The sequence below is a fragment of the Aquabacterium sp. TM01 genome (genome assembly GCF_057808345.1).
The window spans coordinates 26425-39082 of sequence record NZ_AP046529.1; the positions used below are offsets into that span (position 1 = coordinate 26425).

Consider the following 12658-nt stretch of genomic DNA (forward strand, 5'->3'; position numbering starts at 1 on the left):
CAACGCCCCCGGGCAGCGCCACAAGCGCGGCCCGGGGGCCGTGCGTGGCCTTTCCCGCCCATGAGGCGTGAAGGGCCGTGTGCCTTTGCTGCTGCGGCCAGGCCAACCGCCTACGGCGCAGTTTCTCTGCTGGCTTGACCAAGCAAGGCTCACACCATGACCACCACCCCCAAAACCCTCGACGTTCAGCAGTTCCTGAACGCCCACAAGCTGTCCTGGACACAGATCAGCACGCTGATCCTGTGTTTCCTCATCGTCGCCGTCGACGGCTTCGACACTGCCTCCATTGGCTTCATCGCCCCGGCCATCCGGGCCGAATGGGGCCTGTCCCCCAGCGCCCTGGCGCCCGTGTTCGGCGCGGGCCTGGGTGGCCTCATGGCCGGCGCCTTCCTCTTTGGCCCGCTGGCCGATCGTTTCGGCCGCAAGACCATTCTGATGGTGTGCGTGGCGTTCTTCGGCCTGGCCAGCCTGGCCTCGGCCTACTCCACCTCGCTGGAGATGCTGATCGTGCTGCGCTTCCTGACCGGCCTGGGCCTGGGGGGCGCCATGCCCAACTCCGTGACCCTGAGCTCCGAATACGCGCCCGAACGCACCCGTTCGATGCTGGTGATGACGATGTTCTGTGGCTTCACCATCGGCTCGGCGCTCGGTGGCGTGGCCGCGGCCCACGTCGTGGCAGCCTGGGGCTGGCGTGCCGTGCTGGAAATCGGCGGCATCCTGCCGCTGATCTTGTTGCCGCTGCTGGCCTTCGGCCTGCCCGAGTCGGTGCGCTACCTGGTCATGAAGTCCCACAAGCCAGAACAGGTGCGCCGCACCCTGCAACGCATTGCCCCAGAGGCCGACCTGCGCGACGTCACCTTCACCGTGGCCGAGCAGGCCCACACCGGCTTTCCCGTCAAGCACCTGTTTGCCCCGGCCCTGCGCGCAGGCACCCTCAAGCTGTGGCTCACCTTCTTCATGTGCCTGCTGGTGATCTACCTGCTGTCGAGCTGGCTGCCCACGCTGATCAGCAGCACCGGCATGTCACTCAAGGACGCCTCGCTGGTCACCGCCATGTTCCAGGTCGGCGGCACGCTGGGCGCGATCGCCCTGGGCCCGCTGATGGACCGCTTCTCGCCCACCCGTGTGCTGGCCGTGGTCTACAGCCTGGCCGCCGTCTTCACCTGGCTGATTGGCCAGAGCACAGGCAACACCACGCTGCTGGTGCTGGCCGTGTTCGGTGCCGGTGTGACAGTGTCGGGCGGACAGGTCGGGGCCAACGCCTTGGCCGCCGCGTTCTACCCCACCGCCAGCCGCGCCACCGGCGTGAGCTGGGCCAGCGGCATCGGCCGCATCGGCTCGGTGCTGGGCTCGATGGCAGGCGGCTGGATGATGGCCGCCGGCATGGGCATGCCCACCCTGTTCCTCCTCGTCGGCATCCCCTGCCTGATCGCCGGCATCACCATGTTCACCATGGCCCAGGTCGGCCGCGTGACCTTGGTGGACGCCCACTGATTCGGCGTGACCGGAGGGGACGACACACTGCCCCCTCCCTTCCATCCGATAAACTCGGGCGTCCGTGCGTACGGATGCCCCTGCCTCTGTCCCAGCCCATGTCGTCTCCTTTCGCTCCGATCGATGCCCAAGCTCTGGAAGAACTGCCGGGCTTCTACATCCGCAGACTGCAGCAAATCGCGGTGGCCATCTTTCTCGAAGAGACCCAGGACTTTGGCGTCACCCCCGTTCAGTTCGCCGCCCTGACCGCCATCCAGCGCGAGCCGGGTCTGGATCAGCGCACGCTGGCGGGCCGCATCGGCTTCGACACGTCCACGCTGGGCAGCGTGATCGACCGACTGGAAGCACGTGGCCTGGTCGCCCGCAGCAACAGCCCCACCGATCGCCGTGTGCGCCTGCTGCACCTGACCGACGCCGGTGTCACCCTGCTCTGCGACATCGACCCCAGCATGCGCAAGGCCCAGTTGCGCATGCTCGCGCCCTTGCCCGCCGAGCAACGCCTGGTCTTCATGGACATGCTGCGCACCCTGGTGGAAGCCAACAACGTGCTCAGCCGCGCGCCGAGCCAGGCCTGAGCCGCTACCGCCCCTCAGCCTGGTGAGCGGCCTGCTGCAGGTCGCGCAACAGGCTCTGCAGCAAACCCGCCGGCACGGGCTTGTGCAGCACCGCCAGGCCTTGCGTTTGCGCCTCGTGCAGGCGTTCGGCCGCGGTGTCGCCGGTGACCAGCGCGGCCGGCACCGGGCGCCCCAGGCGCTCCCGGATGGCCGCCACCGCCTGCATGCCCGTGTCGGCACTGTGCAGGCGGTAATCGGCCAGCACCACATCGGGTACGAATTGCGCCAGGCATTGCAAGGCCGCCTCGGTGGACGCCACCCCCTCGCACCGCACCCCCCAGACCCCCATCAGATCATGCATGGCCAGCCGCACGCCTTCATCGTCATCGATGAGGAGCACGCGCAGGCCTTGTAGCTCCTCCGGCGCGGCGGACGCGTCCTCCGCCATGCGCGGCGGCTTCAAGCCCTGCGGCAGGGTCAGCCGAAACACCGTGCCGCGCCCAGGGCGGGACACCAGCTCGACGCTGACCCCCATGGCCTGCGCCAAGCCCTGCACGATGGCCAAGCCCAGACCCAGGCCATTGCGGCGATCACGCTGTGGGTTGTCGAGTTGCCGAAAGGCCTGAAAGATGCTCTGGTGCGCCTCGGGGGGAATGCCAATGCCGGTGTCCCACACCTCGATCACCGCCCGCCCGGCACGCTGGCGGCAGGCCAGCAGCACCCCCCCGCGCTCGGTGTAGCGAATCGCGTTGAGCAGCAGGTTGCGCAAAATCAGTTCCACCAGGCCGGGGTCGGCAAACGGCGTCAGCGGGGTATCGCGCATGCGCAGGTTCAGACCCTTGTCGGCCGCCCACGGAGCCAGCTCGCGCTCCAGCTTGTGGAACAAGGGCTGCAGGGCAAAGCTGTGGGGCTGAGGCTGGACCATGCCCGTTTCGACCTTGGAGAAGTCCAGCAAGGTGTTGAGCATCTCGCTGGCCGCGGTGTTCGAGGCCTGGGCGTGCTCCAGCAAGAGGGCCTGACGGGCGCTGAGGCCGGAGCGGGCCAGCGAACCCAGGAACAGGCCGGCGGCATGCAGGGGCTGGCGCAGGTCGTGGCTGGCCGAGGCCAGGAACAGCGTCTTGGCGCGGTCGGCCTCTTCGGCCTTTTGCTGCGCCTGCTCGGCCTGGGCGCGCGCCTGCTGGGCCTGCTGGGTCTGCTCCTGCAGACGCCGCACCAAGTCGTCATTGTCCAGCCGCAAGGCCAGGGCCCGCGCCACGGCGGCCCCGGTTTGGCGCGCATACAGGGCCATCGCCACCAGGTAGAGCAGCCCGCCGATCGCCAGCGAGGTCATCACCGGGTCCTGCAAGCGCAACAAGGCCACCACCAGCGGCAGCATGCAACTGAGCCAGAACACCTGCGCCAGGCGCCAGACCGGCGCAAACACCAGCAGGCCCGCCGAGCTCAGGCCCGCCATCACCCCCACCACGATGTGCAGCGAAGCCGGCCGCGCCGGGTCGATGAACAGCAAGGGCAAGACCCCCCAGGTTCCGCCCAAGCCCAGGCACACCCACCCGATGACGCGCCGGTAGTGCCGAGCGGTGGCCTCGCCCTCGGGCCCCTCAGGACGCGGCAGGCGCCGGTGGACAAGGCACCCCACCATGCACAGCACGGTGGCCCACAGCGCCCACAGCACGACCCGGCGGTCTGCCAGCGTGAACCAGAACGCCCCGGCCGTGAGCCAGGCGGCCAGCGTGGAGGCGCGCAGCGCCGTGCCCACATTGCCATCGAGCAGCGCCAGCTGAGCGGCCAGCAAGCGTGGTGTGTCGGAACGCAAGAGGGCCGGGCCGCGCAGCCAGGCCGGGGTGTTCATGGTGCCACCCACCCTCGGGCCACGGCCTCCGCATAGGCTTGCTGCCGGCTGGTGGCGTTGAGGCGTTCGGTGAGGCTGGAGACCTCGGCGCGCACCTCGTTCTCGCTCACGCCCAACTGGCGCGCAATGGCCTTGTTGGGCGTGCCGCGTCCCAGGTATGCCAGGATGGCCTGCTGACGGGGCGTGAGGCCCTCTGGGCTGACTTCGTCGGGCGGGGCGCCCTCTCCGAGCACCCGAATGGGCTCGGGCCGAGGCAGCGGCGAAGACAGGGTGAAAATGCCCCCGCCCCCCAAGGCGGCCCGCACCGCCGCGACGATCTCGCGGGCCGAGGCCACTTTGGCCACCAGGCCGGCGGCGCCGCGTTGCTGCGCCTGGGTCAGGCGCTCGACGTCGACCTGGGCCGACATCAACAAGATCGGACAGCCCGGCAACAGGGCCTGCAACTGGGCCAGGTTGTCGAGCCCATGGCCGTCGGGCAGCTGGATGTCGAGCAAGACCAGGTCCGGGGCCGGCCGCAGCGCCCGGGCGCTGCTCAGCGCCTGCGCCCAATCGTCGGCGTGCCGCAAGACCGCCTCGGGCCAGTGTTCGGCCAGCATCATGCCCAGCCCCGTGCGGAACAGGGCGTGGTCATCCACCAGGAGAAAGCAAGGCGCAGGGGGGTTCATGTGCGGAACGCTTGACGGTCATCAAGTATCACCTGCGGCGCCCATGTGCAACAGGCCTGCTCTCACGAACAGGCCTGTTTCCCCCCATCAGAGGGACGCTCCTCTGCCAAGAAGTGCCGGACTCAGCGGGCGCGACGTGCCTTCACCGCGTCGGACAGGACTTGCAGCACTTCTTCGGAGTCGTCCCAGCCGATGCAGGCATCGGTGATGGACTGGCCGTAGGTCAGCTTGGACGGGTCGTCCTTGCCCGGCGTGAACTTCTGGGCGCCGGCGCACAGGTGGCTTTCGACCATGACGCCAAACACCTTCTTGGAACCCCCGGCGACCTGGCCGGCGATGTCCTTGGCCACCACGACCTGACGCTCGTGCTGCTTGGAGCTGTTGGCGTGCGAGAAGTCCACCATCAGCGAGGGGTGCAGCTTGGCGGCGTCCAGGTCCTTGCAGGCTGCGGCCACGCTGTCAGCGTCGTAGTTCGGGGCCTTGCCACCGCGCAGGATCACGTGGCAATCGGGGTTGCCCGCTGTCTCGACGATGGCGACCTGGCCGTTCTTGGCGACCGACAGGAAGTGGTGCGGGCGCGAGGCCGACTGCATGGCGTCGGTGGCGATCTTGATGTTGCCGTCGGTGCCGTTCTTGAAGCCGATCGGGGCGCTGATGCCCGAGGCCAGTTCGCGGTGGATCTGGCTTTCAGTGGTGCGCGCGCCGATGGCGCCCCACGCGATCAGGTCACCGATGTACTGGGGCGAGATCACGTCGAGGAACTCGCTGGCGGCGGGCATGCCCATGCGGTTGATCTCCAGCAGCAGCTGGCGCGCCATGCGCAGGCCTTCGTCGATCTTGTACGACTCGTCCATGTAGGGGTCGTTGATCAGGCCCTTCCAGCCCACGGTGGTGCGGGGCTTTTCGAAGTAGACGCGCATCACGATTTCCAGCGTGTCGGCGTACTGTTCGCGCAGCGCCAGCAGCTTGCGGCTGTACTCGATGGCGGCGGCCGGGTCGTGGATGGAGCAGGGGCCGATGATGACCAGCATGCGGTCATCCTTGCCGTGGATGATCTTGCGGATGGCTTTGCGGGTGTCGCTCACCAGCTTTTCCACGGGCGTGCCGCGGATGGGGAAGAAGCGGATCAGGGCTTCCGGCGGAGGCAGGGTGGTCACTTTGGTGATGCGGGCATCGTCGGTTTCAGAGGTGCGCTCGGCGGGGGGGACCCAGCCGGCTGCGGCGCTGGATTTGGCGGTCATGTGGCGTCCTGTTGTGGGTCGGGGTGATCAGAAGATGTCGAAAAAAAACCGCCGGGGTGAGCCGGCGGTTTTCAGGTCGTGTGTGGCTCGCTTAAAAGGCGTCCACTCCTGCGCCGGTGAGGGGCTGGAGATGAAAGTAGCCAAAATAAAAGCGGGACACGATCTGCATGCGTATAAATGTAGCACGCTCCCCCAGGGCTCACAAGCAAGCCGGATGAAGCGTGGCAATCACGGTCATAGGGTGCGCCGATGGCCTCGGAGCACCGCGCACCACGGCATGGTTCAGTTCATCTGCGGGAAGGCGAACTCGGGCCCCCGTGCGATGCTGTCGGGCCAGCGCTGCATCACGGCCTTGTGGCGGGTATAGAAGCGCACGCCTTCGGGGCCGTAGGCATGGTGATCGCCAAACAGGCTGCGCTTCCAGCCGCCAAAGCTGTTGAAGGCCATGGGCACGGGCAGGGGCACGTTGACGCCCACCATGCCGACCTGGATGTGGCGCACGAACTCGCGGGCGATGCCGCCGTCGCGGGTGTAGACCGCCACGCCGTTGCCATATTCATGGTCGTTGATGAGCTTCACGGCGGCGGCGATGTCGGGCACGCGCACCACGCACAGCACGGGGCCGAAGATCTCTTCGCGGTACACGCACATGTCGGGTGTGACGTGGTCGAGCAGGGTGCCGCCCACGAAGAAGCCGTTTTCATGGCCGGGCACGCGCAGGCCGCGCCCATCGACCACGGCCTGCGCGCCTTCGGCGATGCCCTGGCCGATCAGGCCTTCGATGCGTTGCTGTGCCATGCGCGTGATGACCGGACCCATCTCGGCGTCACGCTGGTGGCCCTCGCCCACTTTCAGGGTCTGCACGCGCTCGCGCAGTTGCGCCACCAAGGTGTCGGCCACGTCGCCCACGGCCACGGCCACCGAGATCGCCATGCAGCGCTCACCGGCGGAGCCATAGGCCGCACCGATCAGCGCGTCCACCGCCTGACCGACGTCGGCGTCCGGCATGACCACGAGGTGGTTCTTGGCGCCGCCCAGCGCCTGCACGCGCTTGCCGTGGCGCGCGCCTTCGGCGTAGATGTACTCGGCCACCGGGGTCGAGCCCACGAAGCTCACCGCCTGGATCACCGGGTGCGCCAGGATGGCATCGACGATGGCCTTGTCGCCCTGCACGACGTTGAAGACGCCATCGGGCAGGCCGGCTTCCTTCAGCCACTCGGCCAGCAGCAGCGAGGGCGAGGGGTCGCGCTCAGAGGGCTTGAGGATGAAGGTGTTGCCGCAGGCCAGGGCGATGGGGAACATCCACATCGGGACCATGGCGGGGAAGTTGAAGGGCGTGATGCCGGCGACCACACCCAGGGGCTGGCGCATGGACCAGGCGTCGATGCCGCGCGCGATCTGGTCGGTGAACTCGCCCTTCATCAGCTGCGGGATGCCGGTGGCGAACTCGACGACCTCGATGGCGCGGGCGACTTCACCGAGCGCGTCGGGCAGGGTCTTGCCGTGCTCCTTCACGATGAGCTCGGCCAGCGCGGTGCTGCGCTGCTGCAAGATGGCCAGGAACTTGAACATCACGCGGGCGCGGGCCAGCGGGGGCTGGGCCGACCAGGCCGGGAACGCCGCCTGGGCGGCTGCCACGGCGAGGTCGAGTTCGGCGGGGGTGCCCAGATCGACCTGGCCTTGCACCTGACCCAGGGCGGGGTTGTAGATGTCGGCGGTGCGGCCCGAGGTGGAAGGCTGCACGCAGCCGCCGATGTGGTGGTGAACAGGGTACATGGTCAGACTCGGTGAGGGGATCGTCAAAGGGTGGCGCAGCGGGAATGGGGCCTCATGCGGCGGGGGCTCAGCACGGGTGGGCGGTGCGGCGCACGACGTCGCGCAGCACATCGACCATGCGGTGCAACTCGTCGGGCGTGGCGATGAAGGGCGGGCCCATGGCCAGGGTGTCGCCGGTGAAGCGCAGCAGCAAGCCTTGCTGCATGGCCATCTCGAACACGGTCATGGCGCGGCGGCCGGGCTGGCCTTCCCACGGGGCCAGGTCGATGGCACCGCAGAAGCCGAAGTTGCGGATGTCGGTGATGCCCGGCTCGCCCTGGAGGCTGTGCAGGCCGTCTTCCAGCACGGTGGACAGGCTGGCGGCGCGCTCGATCAGACCGTCGGCCTGCAGGATGTCGAGCACGGCATGGCCCACGGCGGCGGCCAGCGGGTGGCCCGAGTAGGTGTAGCCGTGCATGAACTCGACCGCGTAGTCAGGGGCGTTCACGCCCATGAAGGTGTCGTACAGGGCCTGGCTGGCGATCACGCCGCCCATGGGCACGGTGCCGTTGGTGATCCCCTTGGCAAAAGTGAGGAGGTCAGGCGTGACGTCAAAGCGCTGGGCGCCGAAGGGGGTGCCCAGGCGGCCAAAGCCGGTGATGACCTCGTCGAAGATCAGCAAGATGCCGTGGCGGGTGCAGATGTCGCGCAGCTTTTGCAGGTAGCCCACGGGGGGCACGAGCACACCGGTGGAGCCTTGCACGGGCTCGACGATGACGGCGGCGATGGTGCTGGCGTCGTGCAGGGCCACCAGGCGTTCCAGTTCGTCGGCCAAGTGCGCGCCCCAGGCCGGCTGGCCTTTGGAGAAGGCCATGTGGGCGGGGGACCAGGTGTGGGGCAGGTGGTCGACACCGGGCAGCATCACGCTGCCGAACATCTTGCGGTTGGCGACCATGCCACCGGCCGAGATGCCACCAAAACCCACACCGTGGTAGCCGCGCTCGCGGCCGATGATGCGGTAGCGACCGCCCTCGCCACGCAGGCGGTGATAGCCGATGGCCATCTTGATGGCGGTGTCCACCGACTCGGAGCCGGAGTTGGCGAAGAACACACGGTTGAGACCGGCCGGGGCCAGGTCGGCGATGCGGCCGGCCAGTTTCAGGGCGCCGGGGTGTGCCAGCTGGAAGGCGGGGGCGTAGTCGAGCGTGGCCGCTTGCGTGGTCAGGGCTTCGACGATCTTGGGGTGGCCGTGGCCCAGCGGGCAGCACCACAGCCCGGAGAGCGCGTCAAAGAGCTGGCGCCCGTCCGAGGTCTGGTAGTAGGCGCCCTTCGCGCCCACCACGATCTTGGGGTGCCGCTGGAAGTAGCGGTTGGGCGTGAAGGGCAGCCAGGACGCGCTCAGGCCGTCGAGCGTGGCGGGGTCGGCGGTTTCGGTGGTGGGGTCAAAGCGCATGGGCACAGTCCAGCAAGAGAAAGGGGGCCATCCAGGGCGGTGAGCGGACACCCGCCTGAAGCGCCTCCGCACGACAGGTGGAGGCGATGGGTCCATCCTAGGCGCATCCCCCCGCCAGCGGCAAGACGGTGAACCGGCAAGCTGGCAGACGACTTGCTTGAATGAAGCAACCGTACAGCCTGAGGCCCCTGCACAGCCATGACCGACCCGACCGCCCTGGCCCCCTCGCCCGATGACGCCCTGCCCTGGCTGGACACACTGAGCCTCGCCCTGCACACCGCCCGCAGCGCATCGCCCCTGGGCGCGCGGCGCCGCCCACCGGGAGACAGCCTGGTGCAGCAGCTGATGCAGGCCATCGACGCAGCCGTGCAGAAAGGCGAGTTGCGCGCGGGCAGCCGCCTGCCCTCGGTACGCGCGCTCGCGGCCCGCCTGGGCATCAGCACCTTCACGGTGGCCGAGGCCTACACCGGTCTGGTGTCGCGCCGGGTGCTGTCGGCGCGGCGCGGGGCGGGCTACCACGTGGCGTCGGCGCATCTGAGCGCGCGCCGCCCCAGCCCCGATCTGGCGCTGTCGCCCCGCATCAGCGACGACTGGCTGAGCTTGAACATGTTCGCGCAAGGCCGCGACCTGCTGGCGGCCGGCTGCGGCTGGCTGCCCTTGAGCTGGTATGGCGAAAACGACTTCCACGCGGCCTTGCGCCAGGCGACCCGCATTGCCGGGGAGCACCTGGCCAGCTATGGGCATCCGCTGGGTTATGCGGGCCTGCGTCAACAACTGGCAGGTGACCTGAGCGAGCGTCTGGGTCCCGTCAACGCCGACCAGATCGTGCTGACCCATGGCGTGACCCACGGCTTCGAGCTGGTGATGATGGGTCTGCTGCAACCGGGCGATGCCGTGCTGGTGGAGGAGCCCGGCTACTGGAACCTGCATGCGCAGCTGCGCTGCCACGGTCTGCGCCCTATCGGGGTGCCGCGCACCGCAGCGGGGCTGGACCTGGCCGAGATGGCGCGCCTGGCCGAACTGCACCGCCCACGTGCGGTGTTCGTCACCACCGTGGGGCACAACCCCTTGTCGACCACGCTGTCGCTGCGACAGGCGCACCAGCTGCTGGCCCTGGCCGAGCGGCACGACCTGTGGGTGATCGAAGACGACATCTTTCGGGACCTGGACGCCCCGCATGCGCCTTCGCTGGCCGGGCTCGATGGCCTGCAGCGCGTGCTGGTGCTGGGCGGGTTTTCGAAGACGATCGCACCGGCCATCCGCGTGGGCTATGTGGCCTGCCCACCCGCCCTGGTGCAGACGCTGGTGCGCATCAAGATGACCTGCGGCCTGACCACGTCCGAGATCAACGAGCGCGCCGCGGCCCGGGTGCTGGCCGATCCTTCGCATCGCCGCTACCTGGAGCGCATCCGTCACCGGCTGGCCGCCGCCCGCGAGCGCGTGGTCGATGCCCTGTCCGAGATCGGCCTGCAACCCCTGGCCTTGCCCGACAGCGGCCTGTATGTGTGCGCGGGCTGGCCAAGCGCGGGGGCCGACGACGACCCGCATGCGGCCCCCGAACACGCCCGCCAGGCGCGCACGCTGGCCCAGGCGGCGCTGGCCGAGGGCATCGCGCTGGCACCGGGGGATTACTTCCTGCTCGAGCCGCGGCCGACCTCCTGGTTCCGCTTCAACGTGGCGCACGCCGACGACCCGCGTCTGCGCGCCTTTCTGCAGCGGGCCGCGCGGCAGTTGCCCCATTCCTGATCGCATCCATCCCGACCTGGATGGGGACGGATCAGCCCCAAAACAGTGCCAGGTTGGGCGCGTCGGTCTGGCACAGAACTCGCATGAGGTTGTGCATCCAAACCTGACCACCCGGTCAACTTCCCGGTCCCTGTCCCATGAACGCGCCCGAGATGCTTGTCGCCACGCCCCCCCCGGCCAACCAGCCGGTGTTCGGCCGACCCGTCGTGCAGATCCAGCAGGCCAGTGTGGTCTACCCAGCGCCCGATGCGCCGGTGCGGGCCTTGCACGAAGTGGACCTGGAGATCCGCCAAGGTGAGTTCATCTCGCTGATCGGGCCCTCGGGCTGCGGCAAGACCACGCTGCTGCGCGTCATCGCCGACCTGGAGCCCATCACCTCGGGCACGGTGCGGGTCAATGGCCTGAGCCCGCACGATGCCCGCCTGGCGCGCGCCTATGGTTATGTCTTCCAGGCTGCGGCCTTGCTGCCCTGGCGCACCGTGCTGTCCAACGTGATGCTGCCGCTGGAGCTGCAAGGCACCCCGCCCGAGGTCGCCCGCGAGATCGCCCGCACCCAGCTGGCGCGCGTGGGCCTGGCGCAGTTCGAACAGAAGTACCCCTGGCAGCTGTCGGGCGGCATGCAGCAGCGTGCCTCCATCGCACGCGCGCTGGGCTTCGAGCCCAAGCTCTTGATGATGGACGAGCCCTTCGGTGCCCTGGATGAGATCACGCGCGACGACCTCAACGCGCAACTGCAACAGTTGTGGCAGCGCGAGCAGCGCACCGTCGTCTTCGTCACGCACTCGATCGCCGAGGCGGTGTACCTGTCGACCCGCATCGTGGTGATGTCGCCGCGCCCGGGGCGCATCGTCAAGGTGATCGACTCGCCGCTGCCGGCCGAGCGCACCCTGGCCCTGCGAGACACCCCCGCCTTCATGGCCCTGGCGCACGAGGTGCGCGAGGCCCTGGCCGGCGGCCACCACTGAGGAGCCTGGCATGGCGCTCGCCTCGTCCTTGCCCCCCACCCCATCGCGCTGGCACCAGGCGGTCGCGCGCGCCTTGCCCGTAGGCGTGGTGCTGGCCGTGGTGCTGCTGGGCTGGTACGCGCTGAGCGTGGCCCTCAATGCCCCCGGCGTGATCGAGCGGGTGCTGGGCGGGCCGGCCGGCGCCTGGGGGTGGCGCGACCTGATCTGGGCGACCTGGCACCAGCAGCGTGCCGTGCTGCCCGCGCCGCACCAGATCGCGCTCGACATCTGGCACAGCCTGCTGGACTGGCCGCTGGACGACCCACGCAACCTGCTGCTGCACACCCGCGTCACCGCCGAAGCCACCTTGCTCGGCTTTGTGCTGGGCACCGCGCTGGGCTTGCTGCTGGCGGTGCTCATCGTGCACGCCCCCACGCTGGAGCGCGCCGTGCTGCCCTGGATCGTGGCCTCGCAAACCGTGCCGGTGCTGGCCATCGCCCCCATCGTGCTGGTGGTGCTGGGCAGCCTGGGTTTCAGCGGCACCCTGCCCAAGGCGGTGATCGCCATGTACCTGTGCTTCTTCCCGGTGACCGTGGCCATGGTGCAGGGCCTGCGTGCCCCGCAAACCCTCGATCAGGAGCTGATGCACACCTACGCCGCCACCCGGATGCAGACCCTGTGGGCGCTGCGCCTGCCCGCCGCCTTGCCCTATCTGTTCCCAGCGCTGCGCGTGGGCATCGCCGCCGGCCTGGTGGGCGCCATCGTCGCCGAACTGCCCACCGGGGCGCAAGCTGGCCTGGGCGCGCGCCTGCTCACCAGCTCCTACTACGGCAACACCGTGCAGATCTGGTCTGCCCTGTTGATGGCCGCCGTGCTGGGCATGGTGCTGACCGCCGCGGTCGGCCTGCTGGAGCGCGCGGTCCTGCGCGGTCGCGGTCCCAAGCACTGAGGCTCACC

Annotated in this window: 10 protein-coding genes; 5 read left to right on the forward strand and 5 right to left on the reverse strand. The window is 69.0% G+C overall.

The window, feature by feature from the left end; translation table 11 throughout:
• Nucleotides 1-156: 156 nt before the first annotated feature.
• Nucleotides 157-1494, forward strand: a complete 1338-nt coding sequence (locus tag AC3WW4_RS00315; protein ID WP_488826357.1) for an MFS transporter — start codon at nucleotides 157-159, stop codon at nucleotides 1492-1494.
• Between the two features lie 98 nt (nucleotides 1495-1592).
• The gene (locus AC3WW4_RS00320; RefSeq protein ID WP_488826359.1) at nucleotides 1593-2069 is read left to right on the forward strand and encodes a MarR family winged helix-turn-helix transcriptional regulator; all 477 of its coding nucleotides are present in this window, start codon (nucleotides 1593-1595) and stop codon (nucleotides 2067-2069) included.
• A 4-nt stretch (nucleotides 2070-2073) separates the two neighbouring features.
• Here AC3WW4_RS00320 and AC3WW4_RS00325 read toward each other — a convergent pair whose 3' ends face one another.
• The 5 genes from AC3WW4_RS00325 to aptA form a co-directional block, all read right to left on the reverse strand.
• A complete protein-coding gene (locus AC3WW4_RS00325) occupies nucleotides 2074-3897 on the reverse strand; it encodes an ATP-binding response regulator (RefSeq protein ID WP_488826360.1) in 1824 nt (607 codons plus the stop codon).
• Nucleotides 3894-4562: a response regulator transcription factor gene (locus tag AC3WW4_RS00330; RefSeq protein ID WP_488826361.1), complete on the reverse strand. Its 669-nt coding sequence runs from the start codon at nucleotides 4560-4562 to the stop codon at nucleotides 3894-3896. The genes AC3WW4_RS00325 and AC3WW4_RS00330 overlap by 4 nt, the downstream gene beginning before the upstream one ends.
• Nucleotides 4563-4684: 122 nt before the next feature.
• On the reverse strand, nucleotides 4685-5803 hold the full coding sequence (locus AC3WW4_RS00335; RefSeq protein ID WP_488826362.1) for a 3-deoxy-7-phosphoheptulonate synthase: 1119 nt from the start codon (nucleotides 5801-5803) through the stop codon (nucleotides 4685-4687).
• 282 nt (nucleotides 5804-6085) lie between these two features.
• Nucleotides 6086-7579 (reverse strand): CoA-acylating methylmalonate-semialdehyde dehydrogenase, encoded by a 1494-nt coding sequence (locus tag AC3WW4_RS00340; RefSeq protein ID WP_488826363.1) that lies wholly within the window; start codon nucleotides 7577-7579, stop codon nucleotides 6086-6088.
• A 67-nt stretch (nucleotides 7580-7646) separates the two neighbouring features.
• Nucleotides 7647-9011, reverse strand: coding sequence for an omega-aminotransferase AptA (gene aptA / locus AC3WW4_RS00345; RefSeq protein WP_488826365.1), 1365 nt, complete (start codon nucleotides 9009-9011; stop codon nucleotides 7647-7649).
• A 198-nt stretch (nucleotides 9012-9209) separates the two neighbouring features.
• Between aptA and AC3WW4_RS00350 the strand changes: the two genes are divergently transcribed.
• The 3 genes from AC3WW4_RS00350 (at nucleotide 9210) to AC3WW4_RS00360 (ending at nucleotide 12650) form a co-directional block, all read left to right on the forward strand.
• Complete coding sequence (locus AC3WW4_RS00350) at nucleotides 9210-10757, forward strand: aminotransferase-like domain-containing protein (protein WP_488826366.1); 1548 nt, start codon at nucleotides 9210-9212, stop codon at nucleotides 10755-10757.
• 137 nt (nucleotides 10758-10894) lie between these two features.
• Nucleotides 10895-11722, forward strand: coding sequence for an ABC transporter ATP-binding protein (locus AC3WW4_RS00355; protein ID WP_488826367.1), 828 nt, complete (start codon nucleotides 10895-10897; stop codon nucleotides 11720-11722).
• A gap of 10 nt (nucleotides 11723-11732) precedes the next feature.
• Nucleotides 11733-12650, forward strand: coding sequence for an ABC transporter permease (locus AC3WW4_RS00360; protein WP_488826368.1), 918 nt, complete (start codon nucleotides 11733-11735; stop codon nucleotides 12648-12650).
• Nucleotides 12651-12658 lie beyond the last annotated feature (8 nt).

Bases quoted from the DNA above. Each gene is read 5' to 3' on its own strand.
- AC3WW4_RS00335 (WP_488826362.1), bottom strand. From the start codon at position 5,803: ATGACCGCCAAATCCAGCGCCGCAGCCGGCTGGGTCCCCCCCGCCGAG.
- AC3WW4_RS00340 (WP_488826363.1), bottom strand. From the start codon at position 7,579: ATGTACCCTGTTCACCACCACATCGGCGGCTGCGTGCAGCCTTCCACC.
- AC3WW4_RS00360 (WP_488826368.1), top strand. From the start codon at position 11,733: ATGGCGCTCGCCTCGTCCTTGCCCCCCACCCCATCGCGCTGGCACCAG.
- AC3WW4_RS00315 (WP_488826357.1), top strand. From the start codon at position 157: ATGACCACCACCCCCAAAACCCTCGACGTTCAGCAGTTCCTGAACGCC.
- AC3WW4_RS00350 (WP_488826366.1), top strand. From the start codon at position 9,210: ATGACCGACCCGACCGCCCTGGCCCCCTCGCCCGATGACGCCCTGCCC.
- AC3WW4_RS00330 (WP_488826361.1), bottom strand. From the start codon at position 4,562: ATGAACCCCCCTGCGCCTTGCTTTCTCCTGGTGGATGACCACGCCCTG.
- AC3WW4_RS00320 (WP_488826359.1), top strand. From the start codon at position 1,593: ATGTCGTCTCCTTTCGCTCCGATCGATGCCCAAGCTCTGGAAGAACTG.
- AC3WW4_RS00355 (WP_488826367.1), top strand. From the start codon at position 10,895: ATGAACGCGCCCGAGATGCTTGTCGCCACGCCCCCCCCGGCCAACCAG.
- AC3WW4_RS00325 (WP_488826360.1), bottom strand. From the start codon at position 3,897: ATGAACACCCCGGCCTGGCTGCGCGGCCCGGCCCTCTTGCGTTCCGAC.
- aptA (WP_488826365.1), bottom strand. From the start codon at position 9,011: ATGCGCTTTGACCCCACCACCGAAACCGCCGACCCCGCCACGCTCGAC.